Genomic DNA, 19939 nt, shown 5'->3' with positions numbered 1-19939 from the left:
CGCCGGCCGCATCATTGTCGGCTCATGGCTTCGCGCGCTTCGCGTGTGCCGGCCAGCAGCCAGTCGCGAAATGCCCTTACCTTGCGCGATTCGCGCTGCACCTTCGGCCGGATCAGGTAGTGGCCCTTGGTGCGTCTCACTGGCCTGTGGAAAGGACGCACGATCAGCCCGGCCGCCAATTCGCTGTGCAGCAGGGCGGTTTGGCCTATGGCCAGGCCCAGCCCGTCCATGGCCGCCTGCCAGGTGAGCAGCGACGTGCTGAAGGTCATGCGCTCGGCTGACTGTGCGCATGCGGTCAGCCCCGTGGCTGACAGCCAATCCTCCCAGTCGGCCCTGCGGTAGTGTGAAACCAGCAGGCGATGTCTGAGCAGGTCTTCCGTGCGGTCGAGGTGGCGGTCAGCCCTTTCGAGGTAGTGCGGCGAGCAGATCGGCTCGAACTCGTCCTCGAACAGCAGATCCGCTTGCAGCCGGGGCCACTGGCCATCCCCGTATTGCACGGCGACATCGGCCTGGTCGTGGTCGAAATCCACCGTGCTCACGGATGTCGAAACCTTTATTTCGATGTTGGGATGCAGGCGCTTGAAGTCGTGCAGGCGAGGCACCAGCCATTTTCCCGCGAATGTCGTATAGGTTATGACCCGCAGCGCACCCTGCGTGGTGTCCCGCATGGTGAGGTCGGTGGCGTCGGCGATGGCACCGAGTGCGGGTTTGATGTGCCGCGCGTAGGCTTCGCCTTTGCGGGTGAGCGCCACGCCCCGGTGTTCGCGGGTGATCAGCTCGACGCCCAGGTAGTTCTCCAGTACGGCGATCTGACGGCTGACCGCCGACTGCGTGACATGCAGCTCGGCCGCCGCGGCGGTAAGGCTGTGCGTGCGGGCGACGACTTCGAAGACGCGTAAAGGGTTGAGCGGGGGAAGGCGCATGCTGGCGCGGTGCTACGGAAAGGCAGGACAGCGGAACCCGCATTGTCTTGCAGCGGTGATGCGCTGTCCACACGATACTCCCCGCCACAGGTCACTCGCCGAACGGCAACCCCACGTAGTTCTCCGCGAGCGAGGTCGAGGCGGCTTCGGAATGCACCAGGTACTCGAGCTCGGCCTCCTGGATCTTGCGGCCGAAATCGCCGTTGTCCGGGAAGCGGTGCAGCAGCGAGGTCATCCACCAGGAGAATCGTTCGGCCTTCCAGATGCGCGCCAGGCAGCGCTCGGAGTAGTGCTCCAGGGCGGTCTGGTTGCCGCGGTAGTGGTCTTCCAGGGCCTGCCACAGGAAGCGTACGTCGGAGGCTGCGAGGTTCAGGCCCTTGGCCCCGGTCGGTGGAACGATGTGGCCGGCGTCGCCGGCAAGCAGGAGCCGGCCGAAGCGCAGCGGTTCGGCGACGAAGCTGCGCAACGGCGCGATGCTCTTCTCGATGGAGGGGCCGGTTACCAGCCGCTCGGCGGCTTCGCGGTCCAGGCGCAGCCTGAGTTCGTCCCAGAAGCGCTCGTCCGACCAGTTCTCGACCTTGTCGTCGAGCGGGCACTGGACGTAGTAGCGGCTGCGCGTGGTCGAACGCTGGCTGCACAGCGCAAAGCCGCGTTCGTGGTTGACGTAGATCAGCTCGTCGGAGACCGGCGGCGTGTCGGACAGGATGCCCAGCCAGCCGAAGGGATAGACGCGTTCGTAGGTGTGCAGCGCATCGGTGGGCACGCTGGCGCGGCAGACGCCGTGAAACCCGTCGCAGCCGGCGATGAAGTCGCACTGCACCTCGTGGGCGAGGCCGTCCTTCTCGTAGGTGACGCGCGGATGCGCGGTGTCGAAGTCGTGCACGGCGACGTTGGCGGCTTCGTAGACGGTGGGCAGCCCGAGCGCCCGGCGCGCGTCCATCAGGTCGCGGGTGAGTTCGGTCTGGCCGTAGATCATCACCGTCTTGCCGACCAGCTTGTGAAAATCGATGCGATGGCGCTCGCCCTTGAAGCAGAGCTCCGTGCCGTCGTGCACCAGGCCCTCGCGGTGCATGCGCCCACCCACGCCGGCGATGTCCATGAGTTCGACCGTGCCCTGTTCGAGCACGCCGGCACGGATGCGGCCCAGCACGTATTCCTGGCTGCGCTGTTCGATGATGACAGCGCTGATCCCTGCCCCGTGCAGCAGTTGGCCGAGCAGCAGGCCCGCCGGGCCGGCCCCGATGATGGCGATTTGTACGCGCATGGGTGTCTCCCTGGTTCTCCGGTATGCGGCAAGTCTATGCCCGCGGCCTGGGTGAGCCAATGGACAGAAGCGACGAAGAACAGGACAATCCGAACATCGATATCGATGCACCGCAACATGCGCCCGGTTCCCACCTATGCCCTGTATGGCGAGGCCGCTCCCTCGTCATCCGTACTGACGGAACAGCTCCATTGCGAATCCATCCCGTCGCGCAGCCGACTGCACGACTGGGAGATACGGCCGCATCGGCACGAGCATTTCTTGCAGATTCTGTACATCCGGCGCGGCGAGGGGAAGGCCTGGACGGAGGACGGCGTGATTCCGCTGCGCGGACCCTGCGCGGTGCTCAGTCCCGCCGGGCACGGCCACGGTTTCCAGTTCGCGCCGGATATCGAGGGCTGGGTGGTCACGGCCGTGCAGGCCGGGCTGCAGGCGGATCTGGTGGCTGCCTGCGAGCGGCCGCTGGTGCTGGACTGGGTGGCGGGCTCGACCGAGGATGCGCAGGTCGGCGCTCTGGTCGACATGCTGGTCGGGACGTTCGCGTCGAGCGAGCCGTGGCGGCTGGCGAGCATGCGCGCGGCCTTCACGCTGTTGCTGGCCCGCCTCCTGGAGGTACGCGCCCACGCGCACCGCGCCAGCCACGAAACCCGGGCGCAGCGCCATCTGCGGCGCTTTCGCGTGCTGCTCGAGCGCGATTACCGGACGCGGCGCGACATCGAGCACTACGCCGGCGAGCTGGGCATCACACCGACCCAGCTCAACCGCCTGTGCCGGGAACACCTCGGCTGTTCGGCGCTGGGCACGCTGCATCGCCGCCTGCTTGCCGAGGCCGAGCGTGACCTTGCCTATACCTCGCTCAGCGTCAAGGAAGTGGCCTTGACCCTGGGCTTCGCCGACGCGGCGTACTTCAGCCGGTTCTTTCATCGGCACACGGGGCGCACGCCCAGCGGCTACCGGGACGAGGCGCGGCGGCGCTTCTCGGCCGCCGGCCGGGGGCGGCCGGTGGGCTGAGGCTCAGGCCAGGAAGTCGTCCACGAGCTTGCACACCAGGGCGGGACACGGCTGGCGCCGCAGCGCTGGCCAAGCGCCTGCCGAGCCTGGACCCGGCCGGCGGCCGTGCAGTCCGGCCGGCGCGGGGGCGAGCCTCAAAGATCGAAGAACACCGTCTCGCGCTCGCCCTGCATGTGGATGTCGAAGCGATACACGATGCGGCCTTCGCGCGCTTCGCGGCGTGCGATCAAGGTCTCGCGGCGCTCGCCGGGCACGCTCTGCAGCACCGGGTCCTGGGCGTTGGCCTGGGCTTCGTCCTCGAAGTACATACGGGTGAAGGCGTGCACCAGCATGCCGCGCATGGTGACGATGACGTTCACGTAGGGCGCCTCGCCTTCGCCACAGGCGGCCGGCTTGATGGTGCGAAAGCGGTAGCGGTTCTGCGCGTCGGTGCCCGTGCCGCAGCGGCCGAAACCGGTGAAGCCGCTCGCTTCGACCTCCTGCAGGCTGCTCACGAACCTGCCGCTGGCATCGGCATGGGCGATCTCGAGCATGGCGTCGTTGATCGGCTTGCCGGCGCCGTCGATCACCTGGCCAGTGATCTCGATCGGCGTACCGGGCGTGTCGTCGCGCACCAGCACGGGCGTGAAGGCGCTGCGAAAGTCGTACAGGTACTGCTCGGGCGTCAGGCCGTAGGCGAAGTAGGGGCCCACGGTCTGGGACGGGGTCTGGCCGAGTTTCATGGACTCACTCCATCGGGGTCTGTTGGGGGCCGCGCAGGACGATGTCGAAGACATAGCCGAGCGCCCAGTCGGCGCGCGTGACGTCCAGCGAGAACTGGGCGACGAGGCGCTCGCGCGCCTGCTCGGGCGTGCCCTGGAAGATCGGGTCGTAGGCGAGCAGCGGATCGCCCGGGAAGTACATCTGCGTCACCAGGCGGCTGGCGAAGTACTGGCCGAACAGCGAGAGATGGATGTGGTTGGGGCGCCAGGCATTGGGATGGTTGCCCCAGGGATAGGCGCCCGGCTTGATGGTGATGAAGGTATAGCGGCCATCGTCGTCGGTCATGCAGCGGCCGGCGCCGAGGAAGTTCGGATCGAGCGGGGCGTCGTGCTGGTCGACCTTGTGCACGTAGCGGCCGGCGGCGTTGGCCTGCCAGATCTCGATCAGCGTGTTGCGCACGGGGCGCCCGTCCTCGTCGGTGACGCGGCCGGTGACGATGATGCGCTCGCCCAGCGGCTCGCCGTTGCGCACCGCGTTGCGCGTGAGGTCGTGGTCGAGCTCGCCCACGAGGTCGTGGCCGTAGACCGGCGCGTTGAGGTTTTTCAGCGCCGGCGTCAGCGGGACCAGCGGCTTGGTGGGGCCGCGCAGCACCGTGGACTTGTAGGGCGGGTAGACATACTGCGAATGGCTGGCCCAGTCGCGCGGGGTCAGCAGGCGTGGCGTATCGCTCATCGGGCTCTCCTGGAAGCTTGGCCAGCTACTTTACACATTACCTGAAGTTAATTAAATTGAGTTTTCATCGAAATAAAATTAACTAAAGGTTATGGAAAATCCACCGGCCGGCGGCCTCGGCTCCAGGCAGGGCGCGGCCCACCGCCTGCGGCTGCGCCATCTGCACTGTTTCCTGGCGGTGGCCCGTCTGGGCCGGCTGAGCAGCGCTGCCGAGACCCTGGCCATCAGCCAGCCCGCCGTCACCAAGACCCTGAACGAACTCGAGGACATCCTGGGCGCGCGCCTGTTCGTGCGCGGGCGCCGGGGCGTGGCCCTCACCGCGCAGGCGCAGGCCTTCCTGCCGCATGTCGGTCTATGCCTGGAGGCGCTGGAGCGGGCCATCGCGAGCGTGGCGCCCGCGCTGGCCTCACCTCCCCTGCGCGTGGGCTGCCTGCCAACGGTGGCCTCGGCAGTGCTGGCACCGGCTTTGCGACGGCTACGTTCGTCCCATCCCGAAACCGCCATGCACGTGGTCACCGGCAGCAATCTGGAGCTTCTGCGCGCGTTGCGCCGCCGCGATCTCGACCTGGTGGTGGGGCGCCTGTCCGATCCGGACGAACTGGGCGGGCTGCGCTTCGAGTTCCTGTATGCGGAACCGCTCGCCGCCGTCGTGCGGCCCGGGCATCCACTCGCCCGGCGCAGCCAGCCGCGCATGGCCGACCTCGCGGATTACGGCCTGGTGCTGCCGCCTGCGGGTACGATGTTGCGGCACGCGGCGGATGCGTTGTTGCTCGCGGCCGGCATCAGCCGGCCCCGGGTCGCCGTGCAGACCTTGTCCGATTCGCTGGCGCGCAGCCTGATCGACAGCGGCGACGAGGTCTGGCTGACCGCCCCCAGCGCCGTCGAGGCTTTCGTCGACAGCGGGGTGCTGGTTAGACTGCCGATCCCGACGGGCGGCTCGGAAGAGCCGGTCGGCGTGTTGACGCAGACGGACGCAGTGCCCAGCGGCATCAGCCAGGCGCTGCAGTCCGCGCTGCGCGAGCAGGCTGCCGCGCGAGCGGCGGTTCCTGCCTAGGAGAGCGGCGCGGTGCCGCATGGTTTCAACGAGAAAGGGGAAGCATCCCATGAGAGTGCGTTTCGTGGCCGTCCTGGCCTTTCTGATGCTGCTGTCCGGTTGCGGATACAACGCCATCCAGGCGGCCGACGAACAGGTCAAGGCAGCCTGGTCCGAGGTGCTCAACCAGTACCAGCGCCGGGCCGACCTGGTGCCGAACCTGGTCAATACGGTCAAGGGCTATGCCGCGCACGAGCAGCAGGTGCTCTCGGAGGTCACCGAGGCGCGCTCCCGGGTGGGAACGATCCAGATCACTGCCGACCAGCTCGACGACCAGGAGCTGATGACCCGCTTCCAGCAGGCGCAGGGGCAGTTGTCCTCCGCGTTGTCGCGCCTGCTGGCGGTGAGCGAGAACTACCCTCAGCTCAAGGCCGATGGGCTGTTCCGCGACCTGATGTCGCAGCTCGAGGGTACGGAGAACCGCATCGCGGTGGCGCGCGGGCGCTATGTGCAGGCGGTGCAGTCCTACAACGTGCTGGTGCGCCAGTTCCCGGCGGTGCTCACGGCCAAGGTGATGGGCTATGCGCCCAAGGCGAATTTCTCGGTGGAGAACGAGGCTGAGATCTCGCGTCCGCCGGCGGTGGATTTCGGCGGGCAGAAGCCCGCGGGAGGATGACGTGAACCTATCGAGAAGGCAGCGCGGCGCCGCCGCGGCGCGCATCGCGCTCATCGACGCACGCTGGTGGCTTGCGCTGATGGGCCTGCTGCTGGCGGCATGCGCCTGGGCGCAGCAGGGCGAGATCCCGACGCTGACGCAGCGCGTGACCGACACCACCGACACGCTGTCGGCCGAGCAGCGGCGCGATCTCGAGCAGCGTCTCGCATCGCTCGAGAAGGAGAAGGGGGCGCAGCTCGCCGTGCTGATGGTGCCGAGCACCGAGGGCGCGCCGATCGATGACTACGCCGTACGCGTGTTCGAGCGCTGGAAACTCGGCCGCGAGGGCGTGGACGACGGCGCGCTGCTGGTGGTGGCCAAGGACGATCGCGCGCTGCGCATCGAAGTCGGCTACGGGCTGGAAGGCGCGATCACGGACGTGCAGGCGAGCCGCATCATCCGGGAGCAGATCGTGCCGCGGTTTTCGGCCGGCGACTTTGCCGCCGGCGTCGAGGCGGGGGTGGCCAGCATGATCGCGCTGGTCGAAGGCGAGCCGCTGCCACCGCCCGCGACCGAGTCGGATGCGCCGACGGCGGCGACCAGCATCGGCGCGGCGCTGTTCTTCGCGCTGCTGGTTGCTGTGGTGACCACGCCCATCTTCGCGGCCATCGGTGGCGGCATCGTGGGCTGGGTCGTCGCCGGCGGCGTGCTCGGGGTCGTCGCGGGCGCAGCCGTGTGCGGCGGCCTGAGCGCGGTCTTCACGGCCATGGGTCTGCGCAAGGCCTGGCGCAACGGCGGTGGCGGGGGTGGCGGCTTCGGTGGAGGTTTTGGCGGCGGCTTCGGCGGCGGCTTCCGGGGTGGGCGGGGCGGCGGCGGCCTGGGGGGCGGCTTCGGCGGCTTTCGCGGCGGTGGCGGCCGCTCGGGCGGCGGCGGTGCCTCCGGCCGCTGGTAGGCCAGGGCCCGTCGACGCCCGGTGAGCGCAACGAAGCGCCGCGGGGGCCAGCCTAGCCCGCGCGGCGCACCGCGTTCAGCATGGCGAGCAGGCACAGCGCGGGGGCGGCCATGAAGGCAGTGAAGAGCCAGCGCGCCGCGTTCGCCGTGCCTTCGACCCCGCCGGGGTCGCTCAGCCCGGCGGCGTTCGCCACCATGCCGGCCAGCGCCGCCCCGATCGCCGTGGCATAGAGCTGCACGGTGGTGATCGAGGCCGACGCCAGGTGCTCCTCGCCCGCGGGCGCATGTTGGAACACCCGCGTGAGCAAATGCGGCCAGGCCAGGCCCACCCCCATGCCCACGCCCAGCATCGGCGGCGTCATGGCCAGCAGCGTGGGCCATGCGCCCTCCGAGACCATCGGCATGCGCCACGCCAGCATGGCGACCGACACCAGGGAGACGCAGGGCGCGGCAATGAGCGCGCGGCGCGCGCCGGCCGGGCTGCGTCCGGCGGTGTAGAGCGCGGCCAGCGTCCAGCCCGCGGCCATCAGCGCTGCCAGGTAGCCGGCGCGCAGCGGCGATTGCGCGTGCAGCACCTGCAGGAACAGCGGGACGAAGATTTCGCAGCTCGTCACGGTGATCGGCAGCAGGCACATGCAGGCGTACAGCGGGGCGAGCACCGAGCGGCCGGTGAGCGCATCGGTGGGCAACAGGCGATGGCGTGCGCGCAGCTCCGTGCGCCGCAGCGCGAGCGACGCCACGGCGGCGCAGGCAATGCCCAGCGCGCTGCCCGCCACGCTGCCATGCACGCTGCCGGCCGAGACGGCGAGCACGGCCGAGGTGAGCAGCGCCAACTGCAGCCAGGGCATGCCGCTGCGCGCCGGCGCCGCGCTGGCGCGGCCCGGCAGGATGAGGCGGGCGAGCACGGCGAACAGGCCGGCGATCGGCACCAGCGTGCCGAAGGCCCAGCGCCAATGGCCGAATTCGGCGTACATACCGCCCACGGCCGGCCCGACCAGGGTGCCGATGCCCCACATGCCCGAGACCAGCGCCATGGCGCGCGGCCACAGCCGTGCGTCGAAAACCAGGCGGATCATGGCGTAGGAGAGGGCGACCAGCGTGCCGCCGCCCAGGCCCTGCACGACGCGCCCGCTCAACAGCACGGGCATGCTGGGCGCGAGCGCGCACAGCGCACTGCCCAGCGCGAACATCAGCGCCGCGAAGGCATAGGCGCGCTGCGCGCCCTGGGCGGCGAGCAGACGGGTCGAGCATGCGGCGCCCAGGATGGAGGCCACCACGAACAGCGTGGTGTTCCAGGCGTAGTAGTCCAGGCCGCCGATGTCGGCGACCACGGAGGGCAGGATGGTCGTGGCCAGGAAAACGTTGATGGCATGTACGCCCACGCCGCCGGCCAGCATGGGCGCGCGCAGCGCGTTCTGGCCGCTGAAGAGATCGCGCCAGCGGGCGGGACCCGCATCGGGTGTCGCAGAGGAGGGAACCATGGCCCGGCCGAATCGCAAAGGTCGCAAGTATGCCCAATTCGGCGGGACTTGACTCGCTTGGGGGCGGCGCCTGCGTTCCGGCCGCAGCGCTATACGGCCGCGGTCGGTTCCGGGCGCTCGGCGCGGCCGCCGAGGCGGCCAGCGCGCCGTCCGCTCGGTGGTGACAGCACTCAGGCCAGTGCTTGGGCGATGACCTGGTCGAGCTTACGCGCGTCGGCCGCGAACACGCGGATGCCTTCGGCGAGCTTCTCGGTAGCCATGGCATCTTCGTTCAGCGCGAAGCGGAACGAAGCCTCGTCGCAGGCGAGCGTCGGCACGGCCTGACCGGTGGCCTCGGGCGACAGCACACGCTCGACCGTGCCTTCCTTGCCCGAGAGTTCCTCGAGTAGCTGCGGGCTGATGGTGAGCAGGTCGCAGCCGGCGAGCGCGAGGATCTGGCCGCTGTTGCGAAAGCTCGCGCCCATGATCTCGGTGGGAATGCCGTGCTGGCGGTAGTAGCGATAGATCGCCGTGACCGACTGCACGCCGGGGTCGTTGGCGCCGGCGCGGGCGGCCTCGTCCCAGGCGGCGCCTTCCGACTTCTTGTACCAGTCGTAGATGCGGCCGACGAAGGGCGAGATGAGCTGGACCTTGGCGTCGGCGCAGGCCACGGCCTGCGCCAGCGAGAAGAGCAGCGTCATGTTGCAGCGGATGCCCTCGGCCTGCAGCACGCGCGCCGCGGCGATGCCTTCCCAGGTGGAGGCGATCTTGATGAGCACGCGCTCGCGCGCCACGCCGGCGGCTTCGTAGAAGGCGATCAACTGGCGGCCGCGCTCGACGGTGGCGCGGGTGTCGAACGAGAGGCGTGCATCGACCTCGGTCGAGACGCGGCCCGGGATCAGGTCGAGGATCTCGCGGCCGAAGGCCACCAGCAGGCGATCGAGCACGGTGGCTTCGTCGGCGGCGCGGTGTTGGTGCAGCACGCGCTCCAGCACCGGCTTGCCGGCCTCGCTCTGCGCGGCCTTCAGGATCAGCGTCGGGTTGGTCGTGGCGTCGGTCGGGCGATATTTGCGCACGGCTTCGAAGTCGCCGGTGTCGGCGACGACGGTGGTGGTCTGGCGCAGGGAGTCGAGCAGGCTGGGCATGGGAGTCGGATGGGCAGAACGGGAAAAGGACGGCGGTGCCGCAGCCGTCCATATTAAGGCATCGCATCGGCCTGGCGGCACGGGGCACGCCAGGAGCGGCTGTCATTGCCGCGTCATGCCGGACGGGTTCAATGCGGGTCACGTAACCACTGGTGTCAAGCCGTGCCGTGTGTTGCGCCCGCCCCATCACCCTAGCAGAGACTCCCCATGTTTCGAATTCCCGCTGCCGCCTGCCTCATCGTCTGCGCAGGTGCGGCCCAAGCCCAGAGCACGACCTCCGTCACCCTGTACGGCATCGCCGACATCGGCATCTTCCACGAGCGCATCAAGAGCGAGGGCGATACCGAATCCACCACCGGCCTGCTGAGCGGCGGCCAGTCCGGTTCGCGCTGGGGTCTGCGCGGCTCCGAGGATCTGGGCGGCGGCCTGAAGGCCAATTTCCAGCTCGAAAGCGGCTTCAACCTGAACAACGGCACCCTGGGCCAGAACGGCCGCCTGTTCGGCCGCGCCGCCTGGGGCGGGCTGTCCGGCGGCTTCGGCGAGCTGCGCTTCGGCCGCCAGGCCACGATGTCGTCGACCTGGTTCGGCGAGGTCAGCCCGTTCGGCACGAGCTGGTCCAACGCGGCCATCGGCAAGAGCGGTTTTCGCGCTTCCGATACGCCGCGTTTCGACAACGTGGTGACCTACCTCTCGCCCAAGTTCGCCAACCTGCAGGTGGCGGGCGGATACTCGTTCAACACCCGCGGGGGCGTGGAAAGCAGCGATCGCCGCACTACCGCCTGGAACCTGGCCGCGCGCTACGCGAGCGGGCCGCTGTACGTCGCCGCCACCTACGACCGGCTGAACACCAGCGACCTCGACACCAACGCCAACGGGCGCGATCCGTCGGCGATCCAGCTCGGCGCCACCTACGACTTCAAGGTCGTGCAGGTGGGCCTGGGCTGGAGCCAGCAGAAGGACGGCTGGGTCAAGAGTGCCGAGGGTGCTTCGAGTTCGCCCAACAACAACCTGGGCGAGTCGGCCTACTTCGACGGCAAGGTCAACGCCTACCTGGTGGGCGTGACCGTGCCCCTGGGCAGCACCTCGCTGCTGGCCTCGTACAGCCATGTCTCGCCCGACAGCAGCGCCTTTCCCGGCGGCGACAGCGTCAATGTGTACAACCTGGGCGTGAACTACGCGCTCAGCAAGCGCACCAGCCTCTACGCCCTGGCCAGCCTGCAGGACGGCGACCTGTACGGGTTCGCGCCCGACAGCCGCACCACGCAGTTCGGTGTGGGCCTGCAGCACAAGTTCTGATGACGAGCGTCCCAGGCGCGGCCGTCGGCATCGAGCTGCGCGGCCTGACCCAGCGCTATGGCGAGCGGGTCGTGCTCGACGCCGTCGATCTCGGCCTGGACGCCGGCCGGGTGCTGGCCCTGCTCGGTCCGTCCGGCTGCGGCAAGACCACGCTGCTCAAGCTGCTGGCCGGCCTGGCGCGGCCGGACGCCGGTTCCATCCGCCTTGGCGGGGTCGAGGTCGCCGGCGCGGGCCGCTTCGTCCCGCCCGAGCGCCGCGGCCTGGGCATGGTGTTTCAGGACTACGCGCTGTGGCCGCACCTGAGCGTGGGCGGCAACGTCGCGTTTCCGTTGCAGATGCGCGGCTGGCGCAAGGCGGACATCGCCGGCCGGGTGGACGAAGTCCTCGCCCTGGTCGGTCTGGCGGGCCAGGCTGCGCGCAATCCGGCCAGCCTGTCCGGCGGGCAGCAGCAGCGCGTCGCGCTCGCCCGAGCCATCGCGGCGCGTCCGGCTCTGCTGTTGTTCGACGAGCCGCTGTCGAACCTGGACCGGGACCTGCGCGAGTCGCTGTGCGACGAAATCGGCGGGCTGCTGCGCGAGTTGGGCACGACCGCCGTCTACGTCACCCACGATCACGAAGAAGCGTTCGCCTTGGCCGATCAGGTCGCCGTGCTGGGCGAGGGCGGGATCCGGCAGCTTGCCGCGCCCGAACAACTCATCGATGCCCCGGCGAATGCCGCCGTCGCGGCCTTCCTGAAGCAGGGCAACCTGCTGCCGGCGCATCTTGCGGCCGGCGCGATGGGCCTGGCCGGCGACACCATGCAGCCGGAGTTGCCGTTCGGCGTACCGGCCGACGGCGCCGGCCACCTGTATTTCCCGCAATCCGCCCTGCGCGCGGTGACGGATGGTGGCCTGTCCGGCGTAGTGCGCGCGCAGCGCTATCGCGCTGGACACTACGCGACCACGGTGCGCCTGCGGCCGCCGGCCGGCGGCGAACTCGAGGTCGACTGGCTGAGCGCGCGTCGCCATCAGCCCGGTGAGCGCGTGCGCCTGGCGCTGGACTGGACGCGCGTGCGCTGGCTGCCGGCCGCCTGACCTGCCCGCTTCGTTCTTCCCGCTCCATTTGTGTTCCATCCCCGCTGTGTTTCACCTCCTGTTTCCACCTTCTCTTGTGAGACTTTCATGACTCTCTCCCTGCGTAGTCTGCGCATGATCGGCGCGGCCGTCCTGTGCGCGGCGGTGTTGCCGGCCGCGGCTCAGTCGCTCACTGTCTACACGGCCGGCCCGGGCGGCCTCGCCAAGGCGCTGGCGGCGGGCTACACCGCCAGGACGGGGGTGCCCGTGGATGTGTTCCAGGCCGACACCGGCAAGGTGCTCGCGCGCCTGGAAGCCGAAGCGGCCAACCCGCATGCCGACGTCGTGATCTCGGCCTCCTGGGACAGCGCGGTCGACCTGTCGGCGCGCGGTCTGCTGCAGCCCTACACCAGCGCGCACGCGGCCCAGGTGCCGGCCGCCTTCCGTACGCAGGATTTCGTCGCCCAGGGGCTGTCCGCGCTGGCCATCGCCTGGAACACCAGGAGCGGCACGCCGCGTCCCGCCGACTGGCAGGATCTGGCCGCGCCCGCGTTCAAGGACAAGGTCAACCTGCCCGACCCGGCGCAGTCCGGCACCTCGCTCGAACTGCTGCTCGGCCTGCAGGCCGCCCAGGGCGACGCGGCCTGGAAACTGCTCGGCGCGCTGCGCGAGAACGGCGCCAGCGTGGCCGGCGCCAATGCGCAGGCCCTCAACCCGGTGCTGCAGGGCGCCAAGGCTGCCGTGTTCGGGGCAGTCGATTACGTCGCGCTGGGCAGCCAGGACAACGGCGAGGCCATCGAGGTCATCTTCCCGGCCAGCGGCACGGTGATCGCACCGCGTCCGATGATGGTCATGAAGGCCGCGCCCAACCCGGCCCAGGCGCAGGCGTTCATCGACTACGTGCTGTCGGACGAGGGGCAGGCGCTGGTCGCCGACACGTTCCTGCTGCCCGCGCGCGCCGACGTGCCGGCACGCCGCGCCGGACTGGATGCGCTGAAGCTGCTGCCGCTGGACGCCCAGGTCGGCCAGGCCGAGCGCGAGGCGACGCTGCGCCGCTTCGCCCAGGTGTTCGGCCGCAAATGATGGCGCAGGGGGCAGGCGCGGGCGCATCGGCCCGCGGCATCGTCTGGCTGGTCTGTGCGGTCCTCGGCGTGCTCGTCGCGCTGCCTCTTGCGTTCATCGGTCTGCAGGCGGTGTTTCCCGAGTTGGCGCGCGGCAGTCTCGCGCATCCGTTCGGCGCGCTCGCCCAGACCTTCGCCGACCCGGCATTGCTCGAACTGACGGCCAACACGATGCGTCTGGCGTTGACGGTGGTCGGCTTCGCGGCGCTGCTGGGTGTGCCGCTCGGCGTGCTGCGCGGTGCCTGCCGCGTGCCGGCAGCGCGCTTCTGGGACGTTGCGCTGCTGCTGCCCTTCCTGGTGCCGCCCTACATCGCGGCGATGGGGTGGATCATGCTGCTGCAGCCCAACGGCTATCTGCAGCAGTTGGGCGGCCCGTCCCTGCAGCGCTGGCTGTTCTCGTTCTGGGGCGTCGCCTTCGTAATGACGCTCAATGTCTTTCCCGTCGTGTATTTCGCCGTGTCGCGTTCGGTCGCGGCCACCGGGCTGCGGCTGGCCGAGGTCGGCCGGGTCTGCGGCGCGTCACCATGGCAATGCCTGTGGCGCATCGTCGTACCGCTCGCGTTGCCCGCGCTCGCGGCCAGCCTGCTGCTGGTGTTCGCCATGGCGATCGAGGAGTACGGCACGCCCGCGGTGCTGGCCTCGGACGCCGGCTTCTTCGTGCTGGTCACCGGCATCGAGCGCCGCTTCTCGGAGTGGCCCATCGATCTGCCGGGCGCGGCGCTGCTGTCGATGATCCTGGTGGCCCTGGGCCTGGCGGCGTTCTGCACGCAGCGCGCCTTGCTGGCGCGGCGCGGGTTCGAGACCACCGCCGGCAAGCCGGCCGCCCAGGCCGCGGCCGAGCTGGGCCCCTGGCGCTGGCCGGTGCTGGTTCTGTTCGGCCTGGTCGTGCTGGTGGCAGTCGTCGCGCCGCTGTTCTCGGTGGCGAGCACATCGCTCCTGCGCACGCTCTCGGGAGGGCTGGCCTGGGACAATCTTTCCTTCGCGCACTACGCGGCGATCGGCCGTGAGGGCGGCGAGGCCACGCGGGCATTGGGCAACAGCCTGGTGCTGGGGCTGGGCGCGGCCTGCGTGACCGGCGCGCTGGGCGCGCTCATCGCCTATTGCGTGGTGACGGCCAGAGTCCGCGGCAGCGGGCTGATCGACGCCTTGAGCCTGCTGCCCAACACCATGCCGGGGATCGTCGTGGCGGTCGGCCTGATTCTGGTCTGGAACCAGCGCTGGTGGCCGGCCACTCCGTACAACACCTGGGTCATCCTGGTGCTCGCCTATAGCTGCCTGCTGCTGCCGATCACGGTGCGCTACGCCAACGCCGCGCTGCGCCAGATCGGGCCCGGGCTGGAGGCGGCCGCGCGCGTGCACGGCGCCTCGGCGGCGATGGCGATCGTCCGTATCCTGCTGCCTCTGATGGCGCCGAGCCTTGCGGCGGCCATGCTGCTGGTGTTCGCGATCGCCTCGCGTGAACTGGTGGCCTCGCTGCTGCTCGCGCCTACCGGCATGCAGACTGTCTCGGTATTCGTCTGGCGTCAGTTCGAGCAGGGTTCGCTCGGGCAGGGCATGGCGATGAGCGTGCTTGCCATCGCAATGACGGCCTCGGTGATGGCGCTGGCGGGCGGGCTGCTGCACCGCAGAGGGGGCAGCCTCACGGGCTGAGCGTCGGCGAAGTTGCTGCCAAAACGCTATAATCGGAGGGTTTAATTCCTGATTTTGAACTCTTGGGGTACTGATCTTGCTGCCATCCATCTTTCCCGAAGGGGCCCACCATTCCACTCCGGCGATTCTGGCTCTGGCGGATGGTACCGTGTTTCGCGGCGTATCGGTCGGCGCCGACGGCGCCACCGTCGCGGAAGTGGTGTTCAACACCTCCATCACCGGCTATCAGGAAATCCTGACCGACCCCAGCTACGCCGGCCAGATCGTCACCCTCACCTATCCGCACATCGGCAACACCGGCGTCAATGATGAGGACATCGAGTCGCGCCGCGTGTTCGCCTCCGGGCTGGTCGTGCGCGACGTGCCCCCGCTCGCCTCCAGCTTCCGCGCGCAGCGCAGCCTGTCGGCCTACCTGCGCGACGAAGGCATCGTCGCCATCGCGGGCATCGACACGCGCAAGCTCACCCGCATCCTGCGCGAGAAGGGCGCCCAGGGCGGCTGCATCATGACCGGCGACGACGTCGAGGCCGCGCTCGCCAAGGCGCGCAGCTTCCCCGGCATGGCCGGCCAGGATCTGGCCCGCACGGTCACCACCGACCAGCAGGCCGACTGGCGCCAGGGGGTCTGGCAGCTCGGCCACGGGTACCAGGACGCCGAGCAGTCGAAGTTCCATGTCGTGGCCTACGACTTCGGCGTCAAGCACAACATCCTGCGCCTGCTCGCCGAGCGTGGCTGCCGCATCACGGTGGTTCCCGCACAGACGCCGGCCGAGGCCGTGTTCGCCATGAACCCGGACGGCATCTTCCTGGCCAACGGCCCGGGCGACCCCGAGCCCTGCGACTACGCCATCACGTCCGCGCGCGCCGCCCTCGAACGCAAGCTGCCGGTGTTCGGCATCTGCCTGGGCCACCAGATCCTCGGCCTGGCCGTCGGCGCCAAGACCTCCAAGATGAAATTCGGCCACCATGGCGCGAACCATCCGGTGCTCGACATCGCCACCGGCCGCGTCTACATCACCAGCCAGAACCACGGTTTCGAAGTGGACGGGGCATCGCTGCCGGCCAACACCCGCATCACGCATAAGTCGCTGTTCGATGGTTCGCTGCAAGGCTTCGAGCTGACCGACCGCCCGGCCTTCTGCTTCCAGGGCCACCCGGAAGCCAGCCCCGGCCCGCACGACATCCTGGAGTTGTTCGACCGTTTCGTCGGCATGATGGAAAAGGCCTGAGGCCGTTGTCGCGCCGCGCGGCCTGGCGCCGCCGCGGCGTGCTCCGACTCCGTGCGCGGCGGGCCCTGCGCCGCGCGCACTTTTCCACATCCCGCATCGCGCTGCCCCCGCCGTCCGCTCGGCCGGGCGGCGACGCATCCCCAAAGAGCCCCGTTCCATGCCCAAGCGTACAGACATAAAGACCATCCTCATCATTGGCGCCGGTCCCATCATCATCGGCCAGGCCTGCGAGTTCGACTACTCCGGGGCCCAGGCCTGCAAGGCGTTGAAGCAGGAGGGCTACCGGGTCGTGCTGGTCAACAGCAACCCGGCCACCATCATGACCGACCCTGAGACGGCCGACGTCACCTACGTCGAGCCGATCACCTGGCAGGTCGTCGAGAAGATCATCGACCGCGAGCGTCCCGACGCGCTCCTGCCCACCATGGGTGGGCAGACGGCGCTCAACTGCGCACTGGATCTGGCCAAGCACGGTGTGCTCGACAAATACGGTGTCGAGCTGATCGGCGCCAACGCCCACGCCATCGAGAAGGCCGAGGATCGCCAGAAGTTCAAGCAGGCCATGAGCGACATCGGCCTGGAGTCCGCGCAATCGGGCGTGGCCCACAGCATGGACGAAGCCTGGGAAGTCCAGCGTCGCATCGCCCAGACCACCGGCCAGTCGGGCTTTCCGGTGGTGATCCGCCCGAGCTTCACGCTGGGCGGCACCGGCGGCGGCATCGCCTACAACGCGGAAGAGTTCGAGACCATCTGCCGCCGCGGCCTGGAAGCCTCGCCGACCAACGAACTCTTGATCGAGGAATCGCTGCTCGGCTGGAAGGAGTTCGAGATGGAAGTCGTGCGCGATCGCGCCGACAACTGCATCATCGTGTGCTCGATCGAGAACCTCGACCCGATGGGCGTGCACACGGGCGATTCCATCACGGTGGCGCCGGCGCAGACGCTCACCGACAAGGAATACCAGATCATGCGCGACGCCTCGATCGCGGTGCTGCGCGAGATCGGCGTGGACACCGGCGGCTCGAACGTGCAGTTCGCGGTCAACCCCGAGAACGGGCGCATGATCGTGATCGAAATGAACCCGCGCGTGTCGCGTTCGTCGGCGCTGGCCTCCAAGGCCACGGGCTTTCCGATCGCCAAGATCGCGGCCAAGCTCGCGATCGGCTACACGCTCGATGAGCTGCGCAACGAGATCACGGGCGGGCGCACGCCGGCCTCGTTCGAGCCCACCATCGACTACGTGGTCACCAAGGTGCCGCGTTTCGCGTTCGAGAAGTTCCCGCAGGCCGATTCGCGCCTGACCACGCAGATGAAGTCGGTGGGCGAGGTCATGGCCATCGGCCGCACCTTCCAGGAATCCTTCCAGAAGGCCCTGCGCGGCCTGGAAGTCGGCGTGGACGGTCTGAATCAGAAGACCACCGACCGCGAGAAGCTCGAAGTCGAACTGGGCGAGCCCGGCCCCGAGCGCATCTGGTACGTGGGCGACGCCTTCGCCCAGGGCTGGTCGATCGAGGAAGTCCATGCGCTCACGCACATCGACCGCTGGTTCCTCGCGCAGATCAAGGAAATCGTCGACATCGAGCTGGCGCTGGAAAAGCACACGCTGGCCGACCTCGACCGCGACACACTGTGGAACCTCAAGCGCCGCGGCTTTTCCGACCGCCGCCTGGCCTGGCTGCTCGACACCACCGAGAGCGAGGTGCGCAAGCAGCGCCACCAGTTCGACGTGCGCCCGGTGTACAAGCGCGTGGACACCTGCGCGGCCGAGTTCGCCACCGACACCGCCTATATGTATTCCACCTATGAAGAGGAGTGCGAGGCCAATCCCACGGACAAGAAGAAGATCATCGTCCTGGGCGGCGGGCCGAACCGCATCGGCCAGGGCATCGAGTTCGACTACTGCTGCGTGCACGCCGCGCTCGCGTTGAAGCAGGACGGCTATGAAACCATCATGGTCAACTGCAACCCCGAGACGGTCTCCACCGACTACGACACGTCCGATCGCCTGTACTTCGAGCCGCTCACGCTGGAAGACGTACTCGAGATCGTGCACAAGGAAAAGCCGGTCGGCATGATCGTGCAGTACGGCGGCCAGACCCCGTTGAAGCTCGCCAAGGCGCTGGAAGCCAACGGCGTGCCCATCATCGGCACCAGCCCCGAGTCCATCGACATCGCCGAGGATCGCGAGCGCTTCCAGAAGCTGCTCATGAAGCTCGACCTGCGCCAGCCACCCAACCGCACCGCGCGCACCGAGGCCGAGGCCATGGCGCACGCCACCGAGATCGGCTATCCGCTGGTGGTCCGCCCGAGCTACGTGCTGGGCGGGCGCGCGATGGAAATCGTGCATGAGCCGGCCGACCTCGAGCGCTATATGCGCGAAGCCGTCAAGGTCAGCAACGACTCCCCGGTGCTGCTCGATCGCTTCCTGTCCAATGCCGTGGAAGTCGACGTGGACTGCCTGTCCGACGGCCAGCGCATCTACATCGGCGGCGTGATGGAGCACATTGAGCAGGCCGGCGTGCACTCGGGCGACTCGGCCTGCTGCCTGCCGCCGTACTCGCTGTCGCCGGAAGTCATCGCCGAGCTCAAGCGCCAGACCGGCCTGATGGCCCGTGCGCTGAACGTGATCGGCCTGATGAACGTGCAGTTCGCGATCCAGGACGACACGGTCTACGTGCTGGAAGTGAACCCGCGCGCCTCGCGCACCGTGCCCTACGTATCGAAGGCCACCGGCGTGTCGCTCGCCAAGGTGGCCGCGCGCGCCATGGCCGGCCAGACCTTCGACGCACAGGGCCTGGGCGAGGAGGTCGTCCCCTCCTACTACGCAGTCAAGGAAGCCGTCTTCCCGTTCGTGAAGTTCCCGGGCGTGGACACCATCCTGGGGCCCGAGATGAAGTCCACCGGCGAAGTCATGGGCGTGGGCGAAAGCTTCGGCGAAGCCTTCGTGAAGTCGCAGTTGGCCGCCAGCGTGCGCCTGCCCGACGACGGCGTGGCCTTCATCAGCGTGAAGAACCAGGACAAGCCGCGTGCGGTCGAGGTGGCCCGCGGCCTGCACAACCTGGGCTTCAAGGTGGTCGCCACGCGCGGCACGGCGGCAGCGATCACCGAGGCGGGCATTCCCGTGACCGTGGTCAACAAGGTCACCGAAGGCCGCCCGCACATCGTCGACATGCTGAAGAACGGCGAGATCTCGCTGGTCATCAACACCGTCGAGGAGCGCCGCAACCCCATCGTCGATTCGCGCACCATCCGCACCTCGGCGCTGGCCGCGCGCGTCACGTACTACACCACCATCGCCGGCGCCCGCGCCGCGGTGGAAGGCATGCAATACCTGCGCCACGGCGGCGGCCTGCAGGTGTATTCGCTGCAGGAGCTGCATGCGCGGCTGAAGCAGGCTCAGGCCTGATCCGGGCAGGGTCGAGGGCGCGCCCGCGAGCGTTCGGCCCCGGCCCCGCCTGCCTCACCGAGCCCCGTGCGATTCGCGTCGCACGGGGCTCGGTGTTTTCGGGCTAGCCGTGGCGGTGGCCCGGCGCCCGGTTCAGAGCCCGTACCCGGTGGGACCAGCATGGTGCGCCGGGTGCCGATCAGGCTGGTGTAGCGCCGGCATCCGCGTTGCATGCCCGGGATTGGTGCCATTCTCATGGCTGGGCCGTTGCGGCGCGGGTCGCCATGGTGCGAAACCGGCACTCGACAGGTGCGTGGCCGGCCATGCACCA

General features: G+C 69.1%; 16 protein-coding genes. 10 read left to right on the top strand and 6 right to left on the bottom strand.

Going from position 1 to position 19939, the window contains the following annotated elements; all coding sequences use genetic code 11:
• Positions 1-11: 11 nt before the first annotated feature.
• The gene (gene gcvA / locus FOZ76_RS25630) at positions 12-923 is read right to left on the bottom strand and encodes a transcriptional regulator GcvA (RefSeq protein WP_143951118.1); all 912 of its coding nucleotides are present in this window, start codon (positions 921-923) and stop codon (positions 12-14) included.
• Between the two features lie 91 nt (positions 924-1014).
• A complete protein-coding gene (pobA, locus tag FOZ76_RS25625) occupies positions 1015-2187 on the bottom strand; it encodes a 4-hydroxybenzoate 3-monooxygenase (RefSeq protein ID WP_143951117.1) in 1173 nt (390 codons plus the stop codon).
• Positions 2188-2292: 105 nt separating this feature from the next.
• On the opposite strand from pobA, the gene FOZ76_RS25620 reads away from it, so the two are divergent.
• Complete coding sequence (locus FOZ76_RS25620) at positions 2293-3198, top strand: helix-turn-helix domain-containing protein (protein ID WP_246129767.1); 906 nt, start codon at positions 2293-2295, stop codon at positions 3196-3198.
• Between the two features lie 134 nt (positions 3199-3332).
• On the opposite strand, the gene pcaG is transcribed toward FOZ76_RS25620, so the two are convergent.
• Together pcaG and pcaH are read right to left on the bottom strand one after the other, a co-directional pair.
• A complete protein-coding gene (gene pcaG, locus FOZ76_RS25615; protein ID WP_143951115.1) occupies positions 3333-3920 on the bottom strand; it encodes a protocatechuate 3,4-dioxygenase subunit alpha in 588 nt (195 codons plus the stop codon).
• 4 nt (positions 3921-3924) lie between these two features.
• Positions 3925-4632 (bottom strand): protocatechuate 3,4-dioxygenase subunit beta, encoded by a 708-nt coding sequence (gene pcaH, locus FOZ76_RS25610; protein WP_143951114.1) that lies wholly within the window; start codon positions 4630-4632, stop codon positions 3925-3927.
• Between the two features lie 91 nt (positions 4633-4723).
• Here pcaH and pcaQ point away from each other — a divergent pair, with 91 nt between their 5' ends.
• From pcaQ to FOZ76_RS28245, 3 genes are all read left to right on the top strand, one after another.
• Positions 4724-5686, top strand: a complete 963-nt coding sequence (gene pcaQ / locus FOZ76_RS25605; RefSeq protein WP_143951113.1) for a pca operon transcription factor PcaQ — start codon at positions 4724-4726, stop codon at positions 5684-5686.
• A gap of 49 nt (positions 5687-5735) precedes the next feature.
• The gene (locus FOZ76_RS25600) at positions 5736-6341 is read left to right on the top strand and encodes a LemA family protein (protein ID WP_143951112.1); all 606 of its coding nucleotides are present in this window, start codon (positions 5736-5738) and stop codon (positions 6339-6341) included.
• Positions 6342-6420: 79 nt separating this feature from the next.
• Complete coding sequence (locus tag FOZ76_RS28245) at positions 6421-7272, top strand: TPM domain-containing protein (protein WP_143951279.1); 852 nt, start codon at positions 6421-6423, stop codon at positions 7270-7272.
• Positions 7273-7324: 52 nt separating this feature from the next.
• Here FOZ76_RS28245 and FOZ76_RS25590 read toward each other — a convergent pair whose 3' ends face one another.
• Together FOZ76_RS25590 and tal are read right to left on the bottom strand one after the other, a co-directional pair.
• On the bottom strand, positions 7325-8752 hold the full coding sequence (locus FOZ76_RS25590) for an MFS transporter (RefSeq protein ID WP_143951111.1): 1428 nt from the start codon (positions 8750-8752) through the stop codon (positions 7325-7327).
• A 170-nt stretch (positions 8753-8922) separates the two neighbouring features.
• Entirely contained in the window at positions 8923-9876 is a 954-nt protein-coding gene (gene tal / locus FOZ76_RS25585; RefSeq protein WP_143951110.1) for a transaldolase, read from the bottom strand.
• A 207-nt stretch (positions 9877-10083) separates the two neighbouring features.
• On the opposite strand from tal, the gene FOZ76_RS25580 reads away from it, so the two are divergent.
• From FOZ76_RS25580 to carB, 6 genes are all read left to right on the top strand, one after another.
• Positions 10084-11172 carry a porin gene (locus tag FOZ76_RS25580; protein WP_143951109.1) on the top strand — a complete coding sequence of 363 codons (1089 nt, stop codon included), beginning with the start codon at positions 10084-10086 and terminating at the stop codon, positions 11170-11172.
• A complete protein-coding gene (locus FOZ76_RS25575) occupies positions 11172-12245 on the top strand; it encodes an ABC transporter ATP-binding protein (protein WP_211366509.1) in 1074 nt (357 codons plus the stop codon). Before FOZ76_RS25580 ends, FOZ76_RS25575 begins: the two co-directional genes overlap by 1 nt.
• Positions 12246-12332: 87 nt before the next feature.
• On the top strand, positions 12333-13307 hold the full coding sequence (locus FOZ76_RS25570; RefSeq protein WP_143951108.1) for an extracellular solute-binding protein: 975 nt from the start codon (positions 12333-12335) through the stop codon (positions 13305-13307).
• Positions 13304-14995: an ABC transporter permease gene (locus tag FOZ76_RS25565; protein ID WP_246129766.1), complete on the top strand. Its 1692-nt coding sequence runs from the start codon at positions 13304-13306 to the stop codon at positions 14993-14995. Before FOZ76_RS25570 ends, FOZ76_RS25565 begins: the two co-directional genes overlap by 4 nt.
• 76 nt (positions 14996-15071) lie before the next feature.
• Positions 15072-16223, top strand: a complete 1152-nt coding sequence (gene carA, locus FOZ76_RS25560; protein ID WP_170235631.1) for a glutamine-hydrolyzing carbamoyl-phosphate synthase small subunit — start codon at positions 15072-15074, stop codon at positions 16221-16223.
• Positions 16224-16380: 157 nt separating this feature from the next.
• Entirely contained in the window at positions 16381-19629 is a 3249-nt protein-coding gene (gene carB, locus FOZ76_RS25555) for a carbamoyl-phosphate synthase large subunit (protein ID WP_143951107.1), read from the top strand.
• Positions 19630-19939: the final 310 nt, after the last annotated feature.

Source organism: Verticiella sediminum (genome assembly GCF_007558815.1).
In the GTDB taxonomy this organism is placed as follows: Bacteria; Pseudomonadota; Gammaproteobacteria; order Burkholderiales; family Burkholderiaceae_B; genus Verticiella; species Verticiella sediminum.
The sequence above is the reverse complement of the archived record's forward strand: the minus strand, read 5'-3'. Positions and strand labels throughout refer to the sequence as shown.

Excerpts from the sequence above, each read along its gene's own strand:
- FOZ76_RS25590 (WP_143951111.1), bottom strand. The coding sequence starts at position 8,752 with ATGGTTCCCTCCTCTGCGACACCCGATGCGGGTCCCGCCCGCTGGCGC.
- FOZ76_RS25620 (WP_246129767.1), top strand. The coding sequence starts at position 2,293 with ATGCACCGCAACATGCGCCCGGTTCCCACCTATGCCCTGTATGGCGAG.
- pcaH (WP_143951114.1), bottom strand. The coding sequence starts at position 4,632 with ATGAGCGATACGCCACGCCTGCTGACCCCGCGCGACTGGGCCAGCCAT.
- FOZ76_RS25575 (WP_211366509.1), top strand. The coding sequence starts at position 11,172 with ATGACGAGCGTCCCAGGCGCGGCCGTCGGCATCGAGCTGCGCGGCCTG.
- tal (WP_143951110.1), bottom strand. The coding sequence starts at position 9,876 with ATGCCCAGCCTGCTCGACTCCCTGCGCCAGACCACCACCGTCGTCGCC.
- FOZ76_RS25580 (WP_143951109.1), top strand. The coding sequence starts at position 10,084 with ATGTTTCGAATTCCCGCTGCCGCCTGCCTCATCGTCTGCGCAGGTGCG.
- FOZ76_RS25565 (WP_246129766.1), top strand. The coding sequence starts at position 13,304 with ATGATGGCGCAGGGGGCAGGCGCGGGCGCATCGGCCCGCGGCATCGTC.
- FOZ76_RS25570 (WP_143951108.1), top strand. The coding sequence starts at position 12,333 with ATGACTCTCTCCCTGCGTAGTCTGCGCATGATCGGCGCGGCCGTCCTG.
- gcvA (WP_143951118.1), bottom strand. The coding sequence starts at position 923 with ATGCGCCTTCCCCCGCTCAACCCTTTACGCGTCTTCGAAGTCGTCGCC.
- pobA (WP_143951117.1), bottom strand. The coding sequence starts at position 2,187 with ATGCGCGTACAAATCGCCATCATCGGGGCCGGCCCGGCGGGCCTGCTG.
- carB (WP_143951107.1), top strand. The coding sequence starts at position 16,381 with ATGCCCAAGCGTACAGACATAAAGACCATCCTCATCATTGGCGCCGGT.
- FOZ76_RS25600 (WP_143951112.1), top strand. The coding sequence starts at position 5,736 with ATGAGAGTGCGTTTCGTGGCCGTCCTGGCCTTTCTGATGCTGCTGTCC.
- FOZ76_RS28245 (WP_143951279.1), top strand. The coding sequence starts at position 6,421 with ATGGGCCTGCTGCTGGCGGCATGCGCCTGGGCGCAGCAGGGCGAGATC.
- pcaQ (WP_143951113.1), top strand. The coding sequence starts at position 4,724 with ATGGAAAATCCACCGGCCGGCGGCCTCGGCTCCAGGCAGGGCGCGGCC.
- pcaG (WP_143951115.1), bottom strand. The coding sequence starts at position 3,920 with ATGAAACTCGGCCAGACCCCGTCCCAGACCGTGGGCCCCTACTTCGCC.